The following is a 21,136-nucleotide window of genomic DNA, read 5'->3' as shown; positions in this document are numbered from 1 at the left end:
CCACCGTGATCATTACCGCAGCTCAGTCACGACATGCCGGGGTGTCGCAGTCCCCATCGGCGGGTAGATGAGCGTACGGTGGTGCGAGACGCCCGGGTGGCCGGCTCCCGTGGCGTGACGGCCAGCGAAGCGGGACGGAGGCAAGCCCATGCGCCCAGTACGCTTCGTCGCCCTCTCCGAGGACGGCCAGGCCCTGGTGCTCGCCGACGAGGTGGGGCGCCTGCTGGCGCTGCCCATCGACGAGCGGATCGCGTCGGCGCTGCACGCCGAGCCGGGCGCCCCGCCGCTCGCTGTGGTGCCGAGCGCCACCGACCCGACGCCGTCGCTGTCCCCACGGGACATCCAGGCCCGCATCCGCTCCGGTGAGTCCGCGGAGGACGTCGCCCGCATCGCCGGCGTGCCGGTCGACCGGGTGCTGCGCTACGCCGGGCCGGTGCTCCAGGAGCGGGCCATGCTCGCCCAGCACGCCCGCCGCACCCGGCTGAAGGGCGCGGAGAAGCCGACCCCGCTGGCCGAGGTCGTCAACGGCCGGCTGGCCCAGCACGGCATCGACACCGAGAAGATCTCGTGGGACGCCTACCGCCGCGACGACGGCACCTGGCGGATCATCGCGACCTGGCCGTCCGGCAAGGCCACCGCGCAGGCGGTGTGGGACCTGGACAAGACCCGGCAGAACGTCGCCCCGCACGACGACATGGCGCAATACCTCTGCGCCGAGCGGCCCACGCCGATCCTCGGCCAGGAGCCGGCGCCGGAGCGGGGCGGTCACGCGCTGCCCGGTCCGTCGCGTGGCGAGCCGAGCCGGGGCGGGCACGGCCTGCCAGCCGCCTCCGAGCACGCCCGTCCGGGGCGTGACCCGATCCGCGCCGGCCGGGACGCGCTGCTCGCCTCGCTGGACCGGCCGCTCGGCGGCACGTCCGGGCGCGGCCTCGACACCCGCTCCCCGGCCGCGCAGGAGGCGCCCCGCCAGCGGGCCGTCGCCGGTGGCGCCGCCGCGCTGCTCGGGGGCGGGCAGGGCTCGGCCTTCGACGACGACTCGGACGCGCCGAAGGAGATCCCGGCCGTACCCTCGCTGGCAGTGCTGCGGCCGCGGCGCACCGGTGCCGCGGCGGCGACCGGCGGCGCGGGCGGCGAGTCCACCGAGGCCGGTGGCAAGCCACGCAAGCGGCTGCCGAGCTGGGACGACGTGCTCTTCGGCACCGGCCCGGCGGCCCGCGAATCCTCCTGATCCGCAAGCTCCACCCTGGCTCGTTGAGAGGGCACTCCAAGTGCCGGCGTGCCAGGGTGGAGTCATGGAGTACACGAACCTGGGACGCACCGGCCTGTCCGTGAGCCGACTCTGCCTCGGCACGATGAACTTCGGTCCGCAGACCGACGAGCCGGACAGCTTCGCCATCATGGACCGGGCGCTCGAACACGGGATCAACTTCTTCGACACCGCGAACGTCTACGGCTGGAAGCTCGGTGAGGGCGTCACCGAGCACATCGTCGGCCGCTGGTTCGCGCAGGGCGGCGGGCGCCGCGACAAGGTCGTCCTCGCCACCAAGGTGTACGGCAAGATGGGCGAGTGGCCCAACGAGCAGGGCCTGAGCGCCCGGCACATCATCCGGGCCTGCGAGGACTCGCTGCGCCGCCTCCAGACCGACACGATCGACCTCTACCAGATGCACCACATCTCCCGGACCACGCCGTGGGAGGAGATCTGGCAGGCGATGGAGACGCTCGTCGCGCAGGGCAAGGTGCTCTACGTCGGCTCGTCCAACTTCGCCGGCTGGCACATCGCGCAGGCGCAGGCCGCAGCCGGTAAGCGCAACTTCCTCGGCCTCGTCTCCGAGCAGTGCATCTACAACCTGCTGACCCGGTACGTCGAGCTGGAGGTCGTGCCGGCCGCCCAGCACTACGGGCTGGGCATCATCCCGTGGTCGCCGCTGCACGGCGGGCTGCTCTCCGGCATCATCCGCAAGATGGCCGAGGGCAGTGCGGCGCGCGGCACCACCGGCCGCGCTGGCCGAGCACCGCAGCACGATCGAGGCGTACGAGAAGCTCTGCGCCGACCTGGGCCACGACCCGGCGGATGTGGCGCTGGCGTGGCTGCTGTCCCGTCCGGGCGTGACCGCCCCGATCGTCGGCCCGCGCACCATGGACCAGCTCGACCGCAACCTCGGCGCGCTCGACGTCCACCTGGACGAGCCCACGCTGACCCGCCTGGACGAGCTGTTCCCGCCCGTAGGCAACGGCGGCCCCGGCCCCGAGGCCTGGGCCTGGTGAAAGGAAGGGCCCCTTCTTAACGCCTCAGGTAGAGAAGGGGCCCCTTCTTAACACGCCGCCGAATTAGCACGCCGCCCGCATCAACGCGCCGGCGCGAGCGCCCACGCGGCGATGCGCGTGTGGCGGGGCGTACGGCCCGGGTGGCTGCGGGTCAGCATCACCTCACCGGCCGACCACTGTGGGCCGGCGTACCCGTTGAGGGTGTCCCGGTCGGCGTGGAGGTCGGCCTCGGGCACCCGGTCACCGGGGCGGGCGATGGTCAGGTGCGCCCGGAACGGCTTGTCGTCGCAGGGCAGCCCGGCCTCGCGCAGCCCGCCGCGAATCGAGCGGGCCAGCGCGTCGAGCGCCTCGACGTCGCCGCGTACGTCGACCCAGAGCACTGTGGACCGGCCCTGACCGAAGCTGCCGCCGCCCGCGAGGCGCAGCAGTGGGGTACGAGCTGTCCGGGCGGCCGAGGCGAGCGCGTGCTTCACGTCGGGGAGCCGGACGTCCGGCACCTCGCCGAGGAAGGCCAGCGTGAGGTGCAGGTCCGCCGGATCGGCCAGCCGGGCGTGGCGGGCGGCCGCGACCCGCAGGCCCTTGACCCGGGCGGTGAGGTCGGCGACCGCCACGGCAGGTGGGTAGATCGCCGCGAAGAGACGCACCAGGTCAGCGGTGCCGCTGGTGGTGCGCGGCGCGGGCGGCCGGCAACGTCAGCCCGGCGGCGTGCAGCAGCCCTTCGACGCGTACCCGTTCGATCTCCCGGTCGACGCCGTCCAGTTCGGCCAGGTGCTCGTCGATGCCGAGCGCCCGGCAGGCGGCGCGCAGCCGTTCGTCGTACGCCTCGATGACCGCGCCGTGCCACACCACGCTGCGGTCGGCGGCGGCGAGCCGGTGGCCGCCGAGGCGGCGCAGGTCGGTGGCGAGCTGGTCCAGCGGCCGTCGGCCGTCCCGGTCGAACTCGGTGAGGTCGATGTCGCGGGTCAGCGCCTCGGCCTCGATGGCCCGGTCGAGCCGCGCGATGGTACGGCGTTCCCGGCGCTGCTCCCGCCACTCGGCCCACCCGCACGCGACCCGGTCGATGATCTCGTCAGCGCAGAACAGCAGCGCGAACAGGGCGGGTAGGCAGCAGACGGCGAGGATCGCCAGCGCCAGCAGCAGTCCCTGCCCCACTTCCACACATCGACGCTAAGCCCTGCCGCACCGGCCCGCCACCCGTTTGGGTAATCGGGCCGGTACGACCGGCTATCGGGGCTACTTGGCTCCGGGCGACACGACGTAGAAGCGGGGCATCGGGAGCACCCGCATCCGCAGCCGGGCGCCGGAGCGGCGCAGCTGCCAGGTGAGCGCCAGCAGCGCGGCGGTCAGCGAGATCAGGCCGCCGGCCCAGATGCTCGCGCCCGCGCCGTAGTGCTCGGCGACCCAGCCGATCAGGGGCGCGCCGACCGGGTTGGTGCCCAGGAACACCAGCACCCACAGCGCCATCACCCGTCCCCGGAAGGAGGCGTCGACACCGAGCTGGACGCGCTGGTTGGCGGCCTGGGCGAAGTAGATCATGAAGAACCCGGCGGGCAGCAGCAGCGCCACGACCAGCCAGTACGCCGGGGCGAGCCCGACGAGCGTGCCGAAGACCGCGCAGCCGATCGCGGCGCCGAGCACGAGCCAGACCGAGGGCCGGCTGCGCCGTCCGGTGCCGGCCAGCGCCCCGACCAGCGCACCGGCCGCGAGCGCGGTGCTGAACAGGCCGAACGAGGCGGCGCCGGTGTTGAACACGGTCTTCGCGAGCGCGGCGAGGGTGAGCTGGAAGTTGAACAGGCTCATCCCGATCACCGACATGAGGACCATCGGCAGCAGGATGTCGGGGCGGCGTGCCACGTACCGGAGGCCGTCGACCACCCGGGCCTGGTCCCGCTCGCCGACCGGCGGCAGGTCCTTGCGGTGCAGTTCCTCGGTACGCATCCGGACCACGTTGACCAGCGGGGCGATCGAGCTGAGCGCGGTGACCAGGAAGACCGGGCCGACGTCGACGGCGGCGATGGCCAGGCCGGCGACGGCGGGGCCGACGATCCGGGCGGAGTTGAACACTGCCGCGTTGAGCGAGAGCGCGTTCGGCAGCAGCGGCATGCCTACCAGCTCGGAGACGAACGCCTGGCGGACCGGTGTCTCGACCGCGTTGGAGACGCCGAGCAGGGCGGCGAACGTGAAGACGTGCCAGAGCTGCACCAGGCCGGTGAGGACCAGGACGCTCATGGCCAGCGCGAGCACGGTCCAGAACGCGTTGGCGACGAAGAGCAGCATCCGCTTGTCGTAGCGGTCGGCGAGCCGTCCGGAGAGCAGCGTGAGCAGGAGTACGGGCGTGAACTGCAACGCGGTGACCACGCCGAGCGCGGTCGCCGAGTTGTCGCTGAGCTCGAGCACGAGCCAGTCCTGGGCGATGAACATCATCCAGACGCCGATCAGTTTGATCAGCTGCCCGGTGGCGAAGAGTCGGTAGTTACGGACCCGTAGGGACTGGAACATCGTGCTCAATTTGGCCTGCACTCTAGGTGCGCCTCCTTGCGTCGGTACGCTTCATCCACAGCTGACGAAGCGAACCGCGGGCGGCGGTGTCAGGCGCGAGCGATGCCCTGGAGGATGTCCGCGGCGCGCCGTAGCGTTTCGCGTTCGTCCTCGGTGAGCTCGGCCAGCCGGGTGGCCAGCCACTCGTTGCGGGCCCGCTCGAACTGGTCGAGTACGGCCCGTCCCCCTTCGGTAGCCGCCAGGATGACCTGCCGTCCGTCGGTCGGGTGGGGGGTGCGTTGCACGAGGCCCCGCTCCTCCAGCTTCGCGACGATCTTCGTCATCGTGGGCGGCTGCACCCGTTCGACATCAGCGAGTTCCCGTGGTGTGAGGGCGCCCGCCAGGTTGAGGCTGGTGAGCGCCGACAGCTGGGTGACTGTGAGGTCGCCGACCGGCCGGGCCTGTCGGACCCGCCGGTTGAGCCGGGTGATCGCATCTCGCAGCTGAGGGGCCAGCTGCGCCGGTGGCACGCGTTTCGCCGTCACCGTCCGCTCCGTCACGGTAGTTAGCTTAACTAATGAGCCTGGCTAACGACACGCGTTATGACCAGGCTCACCAGCGTCAGAGCAACACGGACTCGACCGGCCCGCGCAGGAAGTACACGATGAACAGCGCGGCGACCCCGTACAGGAGCGGGTGGACCTCCCGGGCCTTACCCTTCGCCACCTTCAGCAGCACGAAGCTGATCACGCCGGCCCCGATGCCGTTGGAGATCGAATAGGTGAACGGCATCAGCGCGATGGTGAGGAACGCCGGGATGGCGATCTCGTAGTCGGTCCAGTCGATCGTGCGGACCGCCGTCATCATCAGGAAGCCGACCACCACCAGGGCCGTCGACGCGGCCTCGAACGGCACGATCAACGACAGCGGCGCGAGGAACATGGCCAGCAGGAACAGGCTGCCGGTGACCAGGTTGGCCACGCCGGTCCGGGCGCCCTCCGCGACACCTGCGGCGCTCTCGATGTACGACGTGTTGCTGGACACCGAGGCGGCGCCACCGGCCGCGGCGGCGATCGAGTCGACGAGCAGGATCTCCTTGGCCTTCGGCGGGGTGCCCGTCTCGTCGAGCATGTCCCCTTCCTGGCCGATCGCGACCATCGTGCCCATGGTGTCGAAGAAGTCCGTGATCAGCAGCGTGAAGATGAACATCAGCGGCACCAGCCAGCCGACCCGGCTCCACGAGTTCAGCACGTTGAACTGGCCCAGCAACGACAGGTCGGGCACGTCCACGATCTGCTTCGGCAGCTCGGGCACGTTCAGCGCCCAGCCCTTCGGGTTCGGCTTGCCGTCGACGAAGGACGGGCCGACGTTGGCGATCGCCTCGACCACGATGGCCAGCACGGTGGAGGCGAGGATGCCGATCAGGATCGCGCCCCGGACCCGGCGTACCACCAGGACCAGCGTGATCAGCAGGCCGACCACGAAGACCAGCATCGGCCAGCTGACGATCTTGCCGTTGATGCCCAGCCCGACCGGCACTGTGGAGTTCGCCGCGTCCGGCACACGCCGGACGAACCCGGCGTCGACCAGGCCGATGATGGTCAGGAACAGACCGATGCCGACGCCGATCGCGGTCTTGAGCTGCGTCGGCACCGACCGGAACACCGCGGTACGCAGTCCGGTGAGCACCAGGATGCCGATCAGCACACCCTCGATGACCACCAGGCCCATCGCGTCCGCCCAGGTCATCTGGGGCGCGATCTCGTACGCGACGAGCGCGTTCACACCCAGGCCGGCCGCGAGCGCGATCGGGAACCGGGCCACCACGCCCATCAGGATGGTCATCAGGCCGGCGACCAGCGCGGTCGCCGCGGCGAGCGCCGGAATGGCCAGCGAACGGCCGTCGCCGTCCTTCCCGCTGCCGAGGATCAGCGGGTTCAACACCACGATGTACGCCATCGTGAAGAACGTGGCGAAACCGCCCCGAAGCTCCCGGCTCAGCGTGGACCCGCGTGCCGAGATCAGGAAGAAGCGGTCGAAGGCGTTACGTGGATGCGCGGGATCGGGCGGAGTGCCGTGATCCGGCGGTGGAGCAATGGACATGGTTCCTCATCTGGTCATCGGCCGGGTTTTGTCGCGCGCATCGTCCCAGATCACCTGGCGGGCAGGGAAGAACGATCACGTAGGCTGGGCCGGTGTCACAGGAGCAACAGCCGCGGCCGGAGCCGCTCGACCCGCCGATGGTGCCGTTCGCCGTCGCCGGGCTGATCGCCTGGGCGGTGGCCGGTCTGGTGCTACTGATCTTCTTCCGGGACTGGCTCACCGAGTCCGGGCGTCAGAACTGGCTCTGGACCTGCCTGGCCGGTTTTCTGTGGGGCTTTCCCGGCCTGGCGGTGATGATGCGGCACGACGCCAACCGGCGTCGCCGACGCGCGGCCGCCGCGCAGCGGCCGCGCTGACCGGTCAGGGGTGGCCGTACGGCTCCGCCGGCTCGGACGCCTCGACCGACCCGGGGGCCCGGCTGACCGTCATGGCCTCGACCGCGCTGTCGTCGTAGACGGTGGGCAGCTCCTCGACCGGCGTCTCGGGCGTCTCCACAAGCGTCTCCGAGTGCGCGCCGCACCCGTGGTCGGCGCTGACCACCCGGCCGTCGTCGGGCGCGTAGAAGTTGCCGCACGCGCCGAAGGCCAGTCGCAGCGCCCCGGCCAGCGGCAGGTAGAAACCGCAGGTGCCGCAGCGGGCGGCGGCCGGCGCGGCCGTCGAGATCGCGGCGTCCGGGCCGTGGTCACCGTCGTACCAGCGCTGGGCGGTCTCGGCGCGCCCCTCCCGGGACAGCACCCGGGCCCGGCCCAGCCCCAGCTCCCAGGCGGTCTCCTCGACCGCCGGGTCGTCGGAGAGCAGGTAGCCGGGCGCGAGCCGCTCGTCGTCGGCCGGGGTGGGCAGCAGGTCGCCCGGGCCCAGGTCGCCCGGCTTGAGCCGCTCCTGCCAGGGCAACCAGCCCGGGGCGAGCAGCGCGTCCGGGCCGGGCAGCAGCACCGTCTCGCAGATGGTGACGTGCCGGCTGCGCGGCACCCGGGTCACCGTGACGGCCCAGCGCCAGCCGCGGTAACCGGCCATCCGGCATTCGAAGTAGTGGGTGACGACCCGGTCGCCCTCGGCGACGGCCTGGAGATGGTCGCCGATGTCTGTCGGCTCCACCTCGGTGATGGCGTCGCGGGCCACCTCGACGGCGGCGGCGCAGACCTGGTCGAGCCGGGGAGCGCGGGCGGAGGCGGGCCTGGTCACCGGACCATTGTTCCCCATGCCGGTCCACGGGTGACAGGCACTCCCCGGAGTCGTTCTCCGCGGGTGATGCGGCGCGCGTGGATCGAATGGGCGAGGATGGGACGCATGGCGCTGTCCTCCCGCTCCGGCCGCTCCTTTCTGGGGCGGACCGTCGGCACCGGCATCCGCGCCACCCGGCTGCTGTTGCGCGGGTCTCTGCACGGCGGGCGCTGGATGACCCGCCGCGCCGGCACCGCCCGGGCCCGCAGCGCCGGCAACGAGGTGGGCATGGTCCGGCTGTTCGACCTGCACGCCCTCTCCTGCGCCGGCGACACGCTCATCGCCATCGGCCTGGCCGGGACGATCTTCTTCGACGTGCCGCTGGGCGAGGCACGCAACAAGGTCGCCCTCTACCTGCTGGTGACCATGGTCCCGTTCGCCATGCTCGCCCCGGTGGTCGGCCCGCTGCTCGACCACTTCCGCCACGGCCGGCGGTACGCGCTGGCCACCACCATGCTCGGCCGCGCGTTCCTGGCCTGGCTGATCTCCGACTACATCGGCGGCTTCGGGCTCTACCCGGCGGCGTTCGGCGTGCTCGCGCTCTCCCGGGCGTACGGCGTGGCCCGCTCGGCAGCGGTCCCCCGGCTGCTGCCCGAGGGCCTGGGACTGTCCCAGGTCGGGGCGCGGGCGAGCGTCTACGGCACGGTGGCGGGCGCGCTCGTCGCGCCGATCGGGCTGGCCGCGTTCTGGTTCGGGCCGCAGTGGCCGCTGCGGGTCGCGTCGGTGATCTTCCTGGTCGGCATGGTGATCTCCCTGCGGCTGCCGCCGAAGGCCGACTCCGAGCCGCCGGAGCGGATGCCGCACCCGCTGCGCGCGATGCGCCGCCGTGATGGCGAGCGCCCGCTGGGCCGGGGCCGCCCGGCCGGCCGCCTGGTGATCGCCACGCTGATCGGCGCGGCGGCGCTGCGCGGGCTCTACGGCTTCCTGCTGCTCTTCCTGGCCTTCGCCATCAAGGCCGGCGACCTGACCACCGATTTCTTCGGCCGTGACCTCGGCGCCCAGGGCGCGCTGGGCCTGGTCGGCGGCGCGCTGGCCGTCGGCACGTTCCTGGCCACCGCGATCGGCACCCGGCTGCGCATCCACCGGCCGACCGCGCTCCAGTCCAGCGGCACGATAGTGGTGGCCGGCGTGGCGGTGCTCGCCGCGCTGAAGTTCTCCCTGCCCATGGTGGCGCTGCTCTGCCTGGTGGCGGCGATGATGAGCGGGATCGCCAAGCTGACGGTGGACGCCTCGATCCAGGAACGCATCCCGGAGCGGCTGCGGGCCAGTTCGTTCGCGCACTCGGAGACCGCGCTGATGCTCGCGTTCGTAGCCGGGGGCGGGCTCGGGCTGGTGCCGTTCACCGGGCTGATCGGGGTGACCGTCGCCGCCGTGGTGGCCGCGCTGGTGGCCGTACGCGGCGTGCTGGTCGCCGGCAAGCTGCGGGGTGAGCACCTGGTCGGCCGGCCGCTCGGCGACGAGGAACTGGCGGCGGAGCAGGCCACCCGAGCCGCGGAACCGGCCACCACCTCGTTCGACGACCCGGCGCCCACGTCACCGGCGCCTCAGCGTGCCGGCCCGCCGGAGGACGACGGGCTCGCGCCGCCCGGCTTCCACATCTACCGGCCCTCCTCATCGGTGGGCGGTTCCGGCGGCGTCGAGGACACCGAGCGGCGCGACCCCCGGGGGCCGGTGGCGTGACCGGGCTGCTCGTGGTCACGGCGGTACCCGCCGAGGCCGAGGCGATCCGCGCCGGCCTGACCGCATCCGCCGCGCCGGACGGGACGGCACCGCCGGACGTGACGGTGCTGCCGGTCGGTGTCGGCCCGGCTGTCGCCGCTGCCGCCACGGCACGGCTGCTGGCGCTGGCCGAGGCGGCCGGGCGGCCGTACCGGGCGGTGGTCAGCGCCGGTATCGCCGGTGGCTTCGTCGGCCGGGTCGCGGTGGGCGGCACGGTGCTCGCCGACCGCAGTGTCGCCGCCGACCTGGGTGCCGAGTCGCCCGGCGGGTTCATCCCGGTCGAGGACCTGGGGATGCCCCCCGAGCTGCTGGGCGGCGGCCGGATCGTGCCCGCCGATCCGGGCCTGCTGGCCGGGCTGCGGGCCGCCCTGCCGGGGGCGACTGTCGGCACGGTACTCACCGTGAGCACGGTGACCGGCACCGCCGCGAGCACGGCGGCGCTCGCGCAACGGCACCCGGACGCGGTGGCCGAGGCCATGGAGGGGTACGGCGTGGCGGTCGCCGCCGCCCAGGCCGGTGTGCCCTTCGCCGAGCTGCGTACGGTCTCCAACCCGATCGGTCCGCGCGACCGGAGCGCGTGGCGCATGCGCGAGGCATTCGCCGCGCTGACCAGCGCCGCAGCCGCCCTCCACTGATCTTGTCCACCTGTGGACAACCCTGTGGACAACTCGCCGGGCTGGGGACGACGGCCTCAGATGGTGACGACGACCTTCGCCCGCGCGTGCTCGGTTTCGAGGTAGCGGATGGCGTCGGGCACCTCGTGGAGCGAATAGGTACGGTCGATGGCCACGGTGAGCCGGCCGGCCTCGGCGTGCTCGCGGAGCGCGTCCAGGTGCGCCCGGCCGGGTGAGGTGGCGAGCGCGACGATGCGCTGCCGGACGAAGGGCGCCGTCAGCCGTCCGCGGGCGAGCAGCCCGACCGGTCCGATGAGGCTGCCGCCGCGGTAGACGCCGCCGCCGGAGAGCACGAGCGTCCCGGTCGGCGTCAACGCGCGCCGCAGCGCGCGCAGCGAACGGTTGCCGACCAGGTCGAACACCACGTCGTACCGGCGCCCGGCGCGGGTGAAGTCGTCGCGGGTGTAGTCGACCACGTGGTCGGCGCCGAGCGAACGGACCAGGTCGACGTTGCGGGTGCGGCACACGCCCGTCACCGTCGCGCCGAGCGCCTTGGCCAGCTGGACGGCGAGCGTGCCGACGCCGCCGGACGCCCCGTTGATCAGGACCCGGTGGCCGGGCCGGACCTGCCCGGCGTCGCGCAGCCCCTGGAGCGCGGTGACGCCCGCGAGAGGCAGGGCGGCGGCCTGCTCCGGGGACAGGTTCGCCGGCCGGGGCGCGACCAGGCGTTCGGGTACGCACACGTACTCGGCGAACGCGCCGTCGGCCTCGCCGAGGTCGGCGAAGACGGCGTCGCCGGGACGTATCTGCCGTACCCCGGCGCCGACGGCCTCGACCCGCCCGGCCACGTCGCGGCCACGGATGCGCGCCCGGGGCCGCGTGAGGCCGAGCGCCAGCCGCGACAGCCGGGGATCGCCGCGCATGACGTGCCAGTCGTACGCGTTGAGCGCGGCCGCCTCGACCCGGATCAGCACCTCGTCAACGGCGGGCACGGGCGTGTCGACGTCGACCAGCGTGAGTGTCTCGGGTGGGCCGTACCGGTCCTGGACGATCGCTCTCATGGTCCCGCTCCCTCCCAGGTGTACGGCGTACACCTCGATGGGACCAGGCTAGGTGTACGCCGTACACCAGTCAAGGCGGATACTGTGACAACCGCTCCCGGGAAGGCGAGGAACCACATGCCGAAGCAGGCGGAGAAGGTGCGCCGGGCACCGCTGAGCAGGGACCGGATTCTGCGTGCCGCCGTCGCGCTCGCCGACGGGACCGGCATCGAGTCGCTCAGCATGCGCAACCTCGCCCAAGACCTGGGCGTCGTGCCGATGGCGCTCTACAAGCACGTGGCGAACAAGGACGAACTGGTCGACGGCATGATCGACGTCGTGGTCGCGGAGATCGATCCGCCGGAGGCCGGTGACTGGAAGCAGGCGATCCGGCGGCGCATCCTCTCGGCGCGACAGGTGCTGCTGCGCCACCCCTGGGCGCCGCTGGCGATCGAGTCCCGCAGCACGGCGACGCCGGCCGTGCTCGCGTACCTGGACTCGACGGTCGGGGCGCTGCGCGCCGGTGGGTTCTCCACCGACCTCGCCCACCACGTGATGCACGCGATGGGCAGCCGGGTGCTGGGCTTCAGCCAGGAACTGTTCGACGCCACCCGGCAGGCCGGCCGGTCCGGCGCGACAGTGCCCGAGCCACCGGCCGACCTGCCGCCGGAGATGGCCGCCCGGTTCCCCAACCTCGCGGCGATCGCCACCGCGGCGTCGCACGACGGCGACTCGGTCGTCGGGCCGGGCTGCGACGACCAGTTCGAGTTCGAGTTCGCGCTGGACCTGCTGCTCGACGGCATCGAACGGCTGCACCGGGACGGCTGGACGTCACACCGGACGCTGTGACGGGCGGCCCGGCCCCCGGGGTTACGGTGGGGACGTGGCGCTCTCCCTGGCGATCTCCCCCTGCCCCAACGACACGTTCGTCTTCGACGCCCTGGTGCACGGCCGGGTGCCCGGCGCGCCGCCGGTCGAGGTGACCTACGCGGACGTCGACGTGACCAACACGGCCGCCGAGCGGGGCGCGTTCGACCTGGTGAAGGTCAGCTACGCGGCGCTGCCCTGGCTGCTGGACGACTACCACCTGCTGCCCTGCGGCGGCGCGCTCGGCCGGGGCTGCGGCCCGCTGGTGCTGACCCGCGGCGACCGGACCGACCTGTCCGGCGCGACGGTGGCGGTGCCCGGCGAGCGGACCACCGCGTACCTGCTGTTCCGGCTCTGGGCGGCCGACCAGGCGCCGGCGCGCATCGAGGTGGTGCCGTTCCACGAGATCATGCCGGGCGTGGCCGCCGGCCGGTACGACGCCGGCCTGGTGATCCACGAGGCGCGCTTCACCTACCCGCGGCACGGGCTGACCGCGCTCGTCGACCTGGGCGAGTGGTGGGAGGGCGACACCGGGCTGCCGATCCCGCTGGGCGCGATCCTGGCCCGCCGGGGCGCTGTCGACCCGGCCGAGGCCGCCGCCTGGATCCGCGAGTCGGTACGCCAGGCGTGGGCCGACCCGGCTGCGAGCCGCGAGTACGTCCTCACGCACGCGCAGGAGATGGAGCCCGACGTGGTGGACCGGCACATCGGCCTCTACGTCAACGAGTTCACCGCCGACCTGGGTGAGGCCGGCTTCGCCGCCGTGGAGGCGCTGCTGGGCCGGGCCGCCGACGCCGGGCTCGTCCCTCAGACCTCCAGCTCGCGCGCCACCGCGTGGACCAGCTGAGCGATCTTCTGGGAGGTCTTTCGATCCGGGAAGCGACCCCGGCGCAGGTCCGGCTGGACCTTCGCCTCCAGCACCTTGATCATGTCTTCCACCAGGCCGTGCAGTTCCTCGGCCGGCCGGCGGCGCAGCTCCGCCACCGAAGGCGGCGCCTCCAGCAGCTTGACCCCCATGGCCTGGGCGCCCCGCCGGCTGTCCACGACGCTGAAATCGACCCGCTGGCCACCCTTCAGGTCGGCGACACCCGCCGGTAGCGCGCCCTTCGGCAGGAACACGTCGCCACCCTCGTCACTGGTGACGAACCCGTACCCCTTGGCGGCGTCGTACCACTTCACTCGACCCGTCGGCACCTGTTGAACCCCGCTCCACTCGAACCGTCTACCCCTCCAAGGCTAGCCCGATGATCCGGTCCAGCGCCCTCGGGAATTCGACGAGATCATCAAGCACCAGGTACGCCCCGGCCTCGGTCAGTTCGTCGGCCGAGCACGGACCGGTCGCCACTGCCACGCCTGGGATTCCCGCAGCTCGCGCGGCGGCCATGTCGGCCACATGGTCACCCACGTAGAGCGTCGCGCCGTGCTCGCGCAACGCGACCGCCTTCTGCTCGGCGAACACGTCCCCGGCCAGCTCGTCCACCGGTAGCCCGAGGTGGTCCAGGTGCAGCTTCGCCAGCCGGCCGATCTTCGCGGTCACCACCATCGTCCGGCCGCCGCGCGCCTGCACCGCGCGCAGCGCGGCCTCCGCACCCGGCATCGGCACCGTCGGAGTGATCGCGTACGCCGGATACAGCTCCCGGTAGAGCGTCACCGCCTCCTCGATGCGCTCCGGCGGGAACCAGTGCGCCAGCTCGGTGCGCAGCGGCGGGCCCAGCCGCGACACCGCCAGATCCCCGTTTACGTGCACGCCGGTCCGCGCGGTGAGCGCCCGGAACGCGGCGGCGATCCCGGGGCGGGAGTCGACCAGTGTCATGTCGAGGTCGAAGCCGACCATCAGCGGAGGCATGCCGAGAACCTACCCAGCGGGCTAGCGTGGTACGACGATGACCACCTCACTCGCCGACCACCTGCGGGCCCTCCCCGACGAGTCCCTCGCCGCGCTGCTCCAGCTGCGGCCGGACCTCGTCGTACCGGTGCCGGCCGACGTGTCCGCCCTCGCCCTGCGCGCCCAGTCCCGGGTCTCCGTGGCCCGGGCGCTCGACGGGCTGGACCAGTTCACCCTCCAGATCCTCGACGCCGCCCGCCTCACCCGCGGCCCCGAGGGCGCCACCTCCACCGACCAGATCCTGGCCATGGCCACCGCCGGGCCACGACCCCCCGCGCCCACCGCGGTCCGCGCCGCCGTCGACCGGCTCCGGGCCCGGTTCCTGCTGTACGGCCCCGAGCACGACCTGTGCGTGGCCGGGGGCATCGACGAGGTGTCCCCGTACCCGGCGGGGCTGGGCCGGCCGGCGGCGGAGCTGGACCCGCGCGTGGCGGCCCTCTGCGCGGACCCGGCGAAGCTGCGGCGGACGCTGCTGTCCGCCCCGCCCTCGGCCCGCGCCGTCCTGGACCGGCTCGCCGCCGGACCGCCGGTCGGCACCGTCGCGCCGGGCGCGTTGGAGGCCCCCGCGACCGGCGCCGAGGACGTGCTCCCGCCGGACCTGGTGAACGGCGGCGCGCCGACCGGCTCCCCGATCCGCTGGCTGGTCGAGCACCGGCTGCTGGTGCGGATGTCCGGCGGCCGCAACGGCACCGTCGAGCTGCCCCGCGAGGTGGGGCTGGTGCTGCGCCGCGACTCCGGCCCGCTCGGCCCGCTGCGCACCAGCCCACCCGTGGTGTCCGGCCCGCCCCGCGAGGTCAAGTCCGTCGACTCGGCCGGGGCCGGGCAGACCATGGAGGTGGTCCGGCACACCGAGGCGCTGCTGGAGGCGCTGATCGTGGAGCCGGCCCCGGTGCTGCGCTCCGGCGGCATCGGCGTCCGCGACCTGCGCCGACTCGCCCGTGGACTCGGACTGGACGAGACGACCACCGCGCTGCTGTTCGAGGTCGCGTACGCGGCCGGGCTGACCGGTGAGATGGAGCTGACCGGCGCGGCCACCACCCGCTACGGCGGCGACCAGCAGATCCTGCCCACCGGCGGGTACGAGGTGTGGCGCGCGGCGTCGCTGGCCCAGCGCTGGGAGCAGCTCGCCCGCGCCTGGATGTCGATGCCCCGCCAGGCCGGCCTGATCGGGCAGCGCGACGACCGGGACCGGCCCATCTCGGTGCTCTCCGCCGAGGCGGAACGAGCCGGCGCGCCCGCCGCCCGGCGTGCGGTGCTCGCCGTGCTCGCCGACCTGCCGGCCGGCACCGCGCCCACCCCGGACGAAGTGCTGGAACTGCTGGACTGGCGCGCGCCCCGGCGGGCCCGGGGGCGGGAGACGGCGCACCGGGAGGTGCTGGCCGAGGCGGCCTCGCTGGGCGTGACCGGGCTCGGCGCGCTCACCACGTACGGGCGGCTGCTGCTCGCCGAGCTGACCGACGCCGACGAACGCGGCGACGACCCGCTCGGGCTGCGCTCCGACGCCGAGTCGGGCGACCCGTCGACCACCGTCCGCGCGCTGGACGGGCTGCTGCCCGCCCCGGTCGACCACGTGCTGATCCAGGCCGACCTGACAGTCGTGGTGCCCGGCCCGCCCGACCCGGCGCTCGCCGCCGAACTGGACGTGGTGGCCGAGCACGAGTCGGCGGGCGGTGCGAGCGTGCACCGGGTCACCACGGGAAGCATCCGGCGGGCGCTGGACGCCGGCTACACCGCGGAGGACCTGCACGCGCTGTTCCGCCGCCGGTCCCGTACCCCGGTGCCGCAGGGCCTGACCTACCTGGTCGACGACGTGGCCCGCAAGCACGGCGGGCTGCGCGTCGGGTCGTCCGGCGCATACGTGCGCAGCGACGACGAGGCGCTGCTCACCGAGGTGCAGGCCGACCGGCGCCTGGAGCCGCTGGCGTTCCGCCGGCTCGCACCCACCGTGCTGGTCACGCCGTACCAGGTCAACCGGATGCTCACCGCGTTGCGCGACGCCGGGTACGCCCCGGTGCCCGAGGACGCCAGCGGAGCGACGGTGCTGGCCCGGCCGAAGACCCGGCGGGCGCCGGCCCGTACCGGGATCGGCCGCGCGGTGGACCCGCTCGCCACGCCGAAGCTGCCGATGCCCCGTCTGCTCGGCGTGGTGGAGCAGATCCGCCGGGGCGACGCGGCGGCCCGGGCGGCGCGGCGGGCCCCGGCGGTGGTCCGGGGCGGCGCGGCGGCGGGCGGTCCCGCCCCGGTGCCCGGTCACGGTGACGCGCTGGCGGTGCTCCAGCAGGCGGTACGGGACAAGGCGCTGGTCTGGGTCGGCTACGTCGACGCGCACGGGGCGACCGCGTCCCGGCTGGTCCGGCCGGTGTCTATCGGCGCCGGCTACCTGCGCGCCGAGGACGACCGGACGGAGATGCTGCACACGTTCGCGCTGCACCGGATCACCGCGGCCGTGCTGGAGGAGTGAGGCGTCACTCCCCGTTGCGGCGCAACGTGCCCACCACCGACACGGCCAGCAGCAACGCGAACGCCGCGCCGGCCGACTCGCCGACCGAGTCCACGAAGCCCTGCTGCTGCACCAACAGCCCGAACAGGAACCAGCCGAACACCCCGACGGCGGCGGCCGCGTAGCCGAACAGGACCGCCGTGGGCACCTCCTGCTGCTGCGTCCGCTCCTCGTCGGGAAGCACGTCCTGGTCAACGGTCATGGCAGTCCCTCCCCGTCCCGGCTTGGACCCGGCTTCCAGAGTGGCACCTGCCGGACCGGGCGGACAGGGGTTAAAACCCTGATCCGGGCCGTCCGGTCACGGGTGAGGGCGGGTTCCGGGCCGGTTCAGGTGCCGGGGCGGCGGCCGATCACCACCACGCGGGTGCCGACCGAACCCAGCTCCCACAGGCGTACCGCGTCGCGGTGCAGCAGGTTCACGCAGCCGTGCGAGCCGATCGCGCCGTTGTGCAGGTATGTCGTGGTCTCGTGGAAGCCGATCCCGCCGTTGAACTGCTGCCAGTACGGCAGCCACACCTCGTACGGGTTGGACCACTCGCGCGGGTTCTTCCGCCCCACCGAGTACGTGCCGGCCGGGGTGGCGTAGCCGGACATGCCGGTGCGGGTCACGGTCGGGCCCATCACCACCTCGCCGCCGCGCATCGCCCAGACCGTCTGCCGGGTCAGGTCGACGCAGAACGTCAGCCGGGAACCGGCCTTGCACCGCGCGGTGTCGGTGGCGGCCAGCCGCTTCGCCACGTCGTACGTGGTGGGGCCGGCGCGACCCGAGGACGGGCTGATGCCGTACCGGACCTGGAACTTCTTGATCGCGGCGCAGTCGGCGGCGGACTGCTCGCCGTCCACGGTCAGCGTCCCGAAGCCGCCCAGCCGGGTCAGGTACGTCTCCACGGCCCGCTGGTGCTCGCCCTGCGGGCACCCGGCGGACGCGCTCGGCTTCGGCCCGGGTTTCGTCGTCTTCGTCGCCTCCGGCGATCGGGAGGGTTTCGGCGAGGCCGTCCGGCTCGGCTGCGCCGACGGGGACGTGACCGGCTGCTCCGGCGTGGGCGACGCGCTCGCCCCCGATGCTCCCTCCGTCAGCCCGACCGGGCCGGGGGTGCTCCCCCCGGCGCCGTCCGCCTGCGGATCGAGCGCGCAGGCGCCGACACCGACCAGCACGACCACCGCCAGGGCGGTGACCCGGGCGAGAAACCGGACACGCTGCATGGGCCCTCCCTGGACAGTCGTCCCGCTTGCTAGACGTGTGGGACGAGTATGACGTTGCCTGTCCAGCCGGACTTTTTTGCGCAGCCCTCCGGCGTGCAACACTGGTTGGTCGGCCTCCGGCAGGTCAGCCGGGGTGCGGCGGGGTTCCGGGCAGCGGGGTTCCGGGCGATGCGAGAGGACGCTGGCGTGAGCGGTGGACCACTGATCGTGCAGTCGGACAAGACGCTCCTACTGGAGATCGACCACCCCGACGCGCAGGCGTGCCGGATGGCCATCGCGCCCTTCGCCGAGCTGGAACGCTCCCCCGAGCACGTGCACACGTACCGGCTGACGCCGCTGGGTCTGTGGAACGCGCGGGCCGCCGGCCACGACGCCGAGGGCGTGGTCGACTCGCTGATCAAGTACTCCCGCTACCCGGTGCCGCACGCGCTGCTGGTCGACGTGGCCGAGACGATGGACCGGTACGGCCGGCTCCAGCTCGCCAACGACCCGGTGCACGGCCTGGTGCTGCGCGCGCTGGACCGGGTGGTGCTGATCGAGGTCGCCAAGAGCAAGAAGCTCGCCGGCATGCTCGGCGCGAAGCTCGACGACGACACCATCGCGGTGCACCCGTCCGAGCGGGGCCGGCTCAAGCAGGCGCTGCTCAAGCTGGGCTGGCCGGCCGAGGACCTGGCCGGGTACGTGGACGGCGAGGCGCACCCGATCGAGCTGGCCGAGGCCGGCAAGGACGGCGGCAAGCCGTGGACGCTGCGGTCGTACCAGCGGGAAGCCGTCGAGGCGTTCTGGGCCGGCGGCTCCGGCGTGGTGGTGCTGCCCTGTGGCGCCGGCAAGACGCTGGTCGGCGCGGCGGCCATGGCCGAGGCGAAGGCGACCACGCTGATCCTGGTCACCAACACCGTGGCGGGACGGCAGTGGAAGCGGGAGCTGATCGCCCGCACGTCGCTGACCGAGGAGGAGATCGGCGAGTACTCGGGCGAGCGCAAGGAGATCCGCCCGGTCACCATCGCCACGTACCAGGTGCTCACCTCGCGGCGCGGCGGCGCGTTCACCCACCTGGACCTGTTCGGCGCCCGCGACTGGGGCCTGGTCGTCTACGACGAGGTGCACCTGCTGCCCGCGCCGATCTTCCGCTTCACGGCGGACCTCCAGGCCCGTCGCCGGCTCGGCCTCACCGCGACTCTGGTACGCGAGGACGGCCGCGAGGGCGACGTGTTCAGCCTGATCGGCCCGAAGCGGTACGACGCGCCGTGGAAGGACATCGAGCAGCAGGGCTGGATCGCCCCGGCGGAGTGCACCGAGGTACGGGTGACGCTCACCGACGCCGAGCGCATGGCGTACGCGACGGCGGAGGCCGAGGAGCGCTACCGGATGGCGGCGACCGCCCGCACGAAGCTGCCGGTGGTCCGGGCGCTGGTGGACCGGCACCCGGACGAGCAGGTCCTTGTCATCGGTGGGTTCCTCGATCAGCTGCACCAGCTGGGCGAATACCTGGACGCGCCGATCGTGCAGGGTTCCACCACGAACAAGGAACGCGAGCGGCTGTTCGACGCGTTCCGCTCCGGCTCGTTGCGGACGCTGGTGCTCTCGAAGGTCGGCAACTTCTCCATCGACCTGCCCGAGGCGGCGGTGGCGATCCAGGTGTCCGGCACGTTCGGCTCCCGGCAGGAGGAGGCGCAGCGGCTCGGGCGGGTGCTGCGCCCGAAGGCCGACGGGCGGCAGGCGCACTTCTACACGGTGGTCTCCCGGGACACCATCGACACCGAGTACGCCGCGCACCGGCAGCGCTTCCTGGCCGAGCAGGGGTACGCGTACACCATCGTGGACGCCGACGACGTGCTCGGGCCGACGCTGCCGACTGTCGACTGACCGGCGCGCGGCCGGGCGGGCCGCCGTGGTGCGGCCCGCCCGGTCTCGCGGTCAGCCCTTGCCGCTGGCCCGGAACGCGACCCAGGCGTCGCTCATCCGGTCGGCCTGGCCCGGGGTGAACATGTTCATGCAGGAGTCCTGCGTGTAGTCCATGAAGTTGTGGATCGGGTCCAGCCCCGGCGCGGTGCAGGTGTCCGCGCCGATCGGGCAGTTGAACTGCGGCGCCGCCTCACGCGGCGTGTCCGCCACGAAGTCGCCGGACGCGGAGCAGCCGTGCGCGAACGTGTGCTCCAGCATCAGCCAGTGCCCCACCTCGTGCGTGAGCGTGTCACCGAGCGCGTACTTGCCGGCCGTACCGCCCGGCATCGACTCGTCCAGCATCACCACGCCGTCGATGTAGTCGCGGCCGTTGTTGTAGCCCTTCGGGAAGTACGCCCAGCCGAGCAGCCCGTCACCGATGTTCGCCGCGTAGACGTTCAGGGTGCGGGAGTCGCCGGTGTAGAGCGCCTTCTTCATGTCCCGCTCGTTCTTGCCCGGCACCACCGTGTACCAGGTGCTGTTGACGGTCCACGTGGTGTCGACCAGCGAGAAGCGGAACGGCGTGTCCGACGCGTCGGCCGCGGTACGACCCGCGAACGAGTCGTTGAGCACCGTCATCTGCGCCGAGATGAGCGTGTTCCAGCGGGCCTTCTCGGCCGCGCTCAGCTCGTGGTCGGAGATCATGTGGAAGACCGTCGGCACGGTGACGCTGCCGTTGGCGAGGCGCGGCGAGTCCTTGATGACGCCGTACGCCTTGGCCTCGTTCGTCGAGTAGAGCGCGGGCTCCTTTGCGGTGGCGCCCTCACGTACCCGGGCGGCGCTGTGGTTGTCCGCGCCCGGCTCGCACTCGGCGGCGGCGGGAGAGGCGGCCGTGGCCGCGACGGGGGCTCCGCCGGCGGTCAGGAAGGTGGCGGCGGCAGCGACGAGCACTGCCAGGTGAATCGTCGGTTTCCTGTGCATCGTTGCACCTTTCGGAAGGCATGAAAGGAGTACCGACGCGGGGTTGTCAAAGCTGCGGATCGATGACGTCGTCGTCCCGCCATAAGACCACGTCAATGGGCATCGGCAACAGTCCCCCGCGAGGAGGGCTCGCCCTGAGGCGGGTCAGCGGTGCTCAGCTTCCGGGGCACGGCTCTGGAATCTGCTCGCTCTGTTTCGCCATGTCAGCAATCACCGCTCGCAGCATCTCCTGGAGCCCTTGCAGCGCCTCAACCCGGGTGGTCCCGAGCCACGAGAGAGACGGGAACTCAGAACACGTAGCGACGAACTCCTGGTCTTCGACGGACCGCGCGACGCGGTACGTGTAGTGCGAGAAATCGGGGCGGGATTGAGA

At 72.9% G+C, this 21,136-nt stretch carries 20 protein-coding genes and 1 pseudogene; 9 read left to right on the top strand and 12 right to left on the bottom strand.

Translation table 11 applies throughout. From position 1 onward, the window contains the following. Positions 1–148: 148 nt before the first annotated feature. Both sepH and HA073_RS31080 read left to right on the top strand, forming a co-directional pair. Positions 149–1,228, top strand: a complete 1,080-nt coding sequence (sepH, locus tag HA073_RS04270; protein WP_043327153.1) for a septation protein SepH — start codon at positions 149–151, stop codon at positions 1,226–1,228. 64 nt (positions 1,229–1,292) lie between these two features. Then, a pseudogene (locus HA073_RS31080) lies at positions 1,293–2,268 on the top strand (aldo/keto reductase). An 80-nt stretch (positions 2,269–2,348) separates the two neighbouring features. Here the strand turns inward: HA073_RS31080 and thpR are convergent. The 5 genes from thpR to HA073_RS04240 all read right to left on the bottom strand — a co-directional run bounded on the left by thpR (position 2,349) and on the right by HA073_RS04240 (position 6,849). Next, positions 2,349–2,912 (bottom strand): RNA 2',3'-cyclic phosphodiesterase, encoded by a 564-nt coding sequence (gene thpR, locus HA073_RS04260; protein ID WP_104115477.1) that lies wholly within the window; start codon positions 2,910–2,912, stop codon positions 2,349–2,351. Between the two features lie 4 nt (positions 2,913–2,916). Then, positions 2,917–3,426: a hypothetical protein gene (locus tag HA073_RS04255; RefSeq protein WP_069089571.1), complete on the bottom strand. Its 510-nt coding sequence runs from the start codon at positions 3,424–3,426 to the stop codon at positions 2,917–2,919. A 75-nt stretch (positions 3,427–3,501) separates the two neighbouring features. Then, entirely contained in the window at positions 3,502–4,788 is a 1,287-nt protein-coding gene (locus tag HA073_RS04250) for an MFS transporter (RefSeq protein WP_064448807.1), read from the bottom strand. A gap of 68 nt (positions 4,789–4,856) precedes the next feature. Further along, positions 4,857–5,306, bottom strand: a complete 450-nt coding sequence (locus tag HA073_RS04245; protein ID WP_030503565.1) for a MarR family winged helix-turn-helix transcriptional regulator — start codon at positions 5,304–5,306, stop codon at positions 4,857–4,859. Between the two features lie 61 nt (positions 5,307–5,367). Beyond that, a complete protein-coding gene (locus tag HA073_RS04240) occupies positions 5,368–6,849 on the bottom strand; it encodes an NCS2 family permease (protein WP_069088095.1) in 1,482 nt (493 codons plus the stop codon). A gap of 92 nt (positions 6,850–6,941) precedes the next feature. Here HA073_RS04240 and HA073_RS04235 point away from each other — a divergent pair, with 92 nt between their 5' ends. After that, on the top strand, positions 6,942–7,205 hold the full coding sequence (locus tag HA073_RS04235; RefSeq protein WP_030503567.1) for a DUF2530 domain-containing protein: 264 nt from the start codon (positions 6,942–6,944) through the stop codon (positions 7,203–7,205). Between the two features lie 4 nt (positions 7,206–7,209). Here the strand turns inward: HA073_RS04235 and HA073_RS04230 are convergent, their stop codons facing one another. Continuing rightward, entirely contained in the window at positions 7,210–8,049 is an 840-nt protein-coding gene (locus HA073_RS04230; RefSeq protein ID WP_043327164.1) for a DUF3027 domain-containing protein, read from the bottom strand. An 87-nt stretch (positions 8,050–8,136) separates the two neighbouring features. Between HA073_RS04230 and HA073_RS04225 the strand changes: the two genes are divergently transcribed. Beyond that, positions 8,137–9,750, top strand: coding sequence for an MFS transporter (locus HA073_RS04225; RefSeq protein WP_043327166.1), 1,614 nt, complete (start codon positions 8,137–8,139; stop codon positions 9,748–9,750). Continuing rightward, positions 9,747–10,424, top strand: coding sequence for a futalosine hydrolase (locus HA073_RS04220; protein ID WP_064448810.1), 678 nt, complete (start codon positions 9,747–9,749; stop codon positions 10,422–10,424). Before HA073_RS04225 ends, HA073_RS04220 begins: the two co-directional genes overlap by 4 nt. Before the next feature lie 56 nt (positions 10,425–10,480). On the opposite strand, the gene HA073_RS04215 is transcribed toward HA073_RS04220, so the two are convergent. After that, entirely contained in the window at positions 10,481–11,464 is a 984-nt protein-coding gene (locus HA073_RS04215; protein ID WP_166455739.1) for an NAD(P)-dependent alcohol dehydrogenase, read from the bottom strand. 117 nt (positions 11,465–11,581) lie between these two features. Here HA073_RS04215 and HA073_RS04210 point away from each other — a divergent pair, with 117 nt between their 5' ends. Further along, positions 11,582–12,292, top strand: a complete 711-nt coding sequence (locus HA073_RS04210; RefSeq protein WP_140946274.1) for a TetR/AcrR family transcriptional regulator — start codon at positions 11,582–11,584, stop codon at positions 12,290–12,292. 34 nt (positions 12,293–12,326) lie between these two features. Further along, positions 12,327–13,157, top strand: coding sequence for a 1,4-dihydroxy-6-naphthoate synthase (locus tag HA073_RS04205; protein ID WP_043327170.1), 831 nt, complete (start codon positions 12,327–12,329; stop codon positions 13,155–13,157). Here the strand turns inward: HA073_RS04205 and HA073_RS04200 are convergent. Further along, positions 13,118–13,504, bottom strand: a complete 387-nt coding sequence (locus tag HA073_RS04200) for a cold-shock protein (protein ID WP_030503574.1) — start codon at positions 13,502–13,504, stop codon at positions 13,118–13,120. The two genes, HA073_RS04205 and HA073_RS04200, sit on opposite strands and share 40 nt — an antisense overlap. 28 nt (positions 13,505–13,532) lie before the next feature. After that, complete coding sequence (locus HA073_RS04195; protein ID WP_166455738.1) at positions 13,533–14,156, bottom strand: HAD family hydrolase; 624 nt, start codon at positions 14,154–14,156, stop codon at positions 13,533–13,535. A 37-nt stretch (positions 14,157–14,193) separates the two neighbouring features. Between HA073_RS04195 and HA073_RS04190 the strand changes: the two genes are divergently transcribed. Beyond that, positions 14,194–16,656, top strand: coding sequence for a helicase-associated domain-containing protein (locus HA073_RS04190; protein WP_166455737.1), 2,463 nt, complete (start codon positions 14,194–14,196; stop codon positions 16,654–16,656). Positions 16,657–16,660: 4 nt separating this feature from the next. On the opposite strand, the gene HA073_RS04185 is transcribed toward HA073_RS04190, so the two are convergent. Beyond that, positions 16,661–16,897 carry a hypothetical protein gene (locus tag HA073_RS04185; protein WP_030503577.1) on the bottom strand — a complete coding sequence of 79 codons (237 nt, stop codon included), beginning with the start codon at positions 16,895–16,897 and terminating at the stop codon, positions 16,661–16,663. A gap of 125 nt (positions 16,898–17,022) precedes the next feature. After that, positions 17,023–17,898: a L,D-transpeptidase family protein gene (locus tag HA073_RS04180; RefSeq protein ID WP_064448815.1), complete on the bottom strand. Its 876-nt coding sequence runs from the start codon at positions 17,896–17,898 to the stop codon at positions 17,023–17,025. Between the two features lie 186 nt (positions 17,899–18,084). Here HA073_RS04180 and HA073_RS04175 point away from each other — a divergent pair, with 186 nt between their 5' ends. Then, positions 18,085–19,764, top strand: a complete 1,680-nt coding sequence (locus tag HA073_RS04175; protein ID WP_043327178.1) for a DNA repair helicase XPB — start codon at positions 18,085–18,087, stop codon at positions 19,762–19,764. A gap of 51 nt (positions 19,765–19,815) precedes the next feature. On the opposite strand, the gene HA073_RS04170 is transcribed toward HA073_RS04175, so the two are convergent. Further along, a complete protein-coding gene (locus HA073_RS04170; RefSeq protein ID WP_069088087.1) occupies positions 19,816–20,763 on the bottom strand; it encodes a zinc metalloprotease in 948 nt (315 codons plus the stop codon). Positions 20,764–21,136: the final 373 nt, after the last annotated feature.

The organism is Micromonospora sp. CMU55-4, assembly GCF_011602315.1.
Lineage (GTDB): Bacteria > Actinomycetota > Actinomycetes > Mycobacteriales > Micromonosporaceae > Micromonospora > Micromonospora chalcea.
Note: the sequence above shows the minus strand (reverse complement) of the source record. Positions and strands in the feature narration are given on the sequence as shown.